Below are 382 nucleotides of genomic sequence, written 5' to 3' on the forward strand. Positions count from 1 at the left end.
CCCTAGCATAACTACGGTTAAGGACTTCGCCGACATCGACGGCGGTGCATTGACTGAATACGATACTGTGGGTCAGGTTATCAACTATACGATCACGCTTACCAACGACGGCAACGTTACGGTATACAACCCGACGATGGCCGATGCTACGGCAGACGCGGCACCTGTAAGGGGCGCAGACGCACCGGGCAACAACGACGGCGTGCTGGACGTAGGCGAGACGTGGACGTACACGGCCTCCCATACGGTTACGCAGGCGGACCTTGACCTTGGCTTCTACACGAACACTGCCGAGGGCGACGGCTCGGCGGACACTGACGGCGACGGCACTGGCGACACGGCTGTTGACAGCGACGAGAGCGAGACTGTGAACGCCAACCAG

At 60.2% G+C, this 382-nt stretch carries 1 protein-coding gene; it reads left to right on the top strand.

Annotated elements, in window-relative coordinates:
* A partial coding sequence (locus LBU54_RS15310) for a DUF7507 domain-containing protein (RefSeq protein ID WP_449667022.1) occupies positions 1-382 on the top strand: 382 nt, incomplete at both ends.

Source organism: Winogradskyella alexanderae, assembly GCF_020166335.1.
Lineage (GTDB): Bacteria > Bacteroidota > Bacteroidia > Flavobacteriales > Flavobacteriaceae > Winogradskyella > Winogradskyella alexanderae.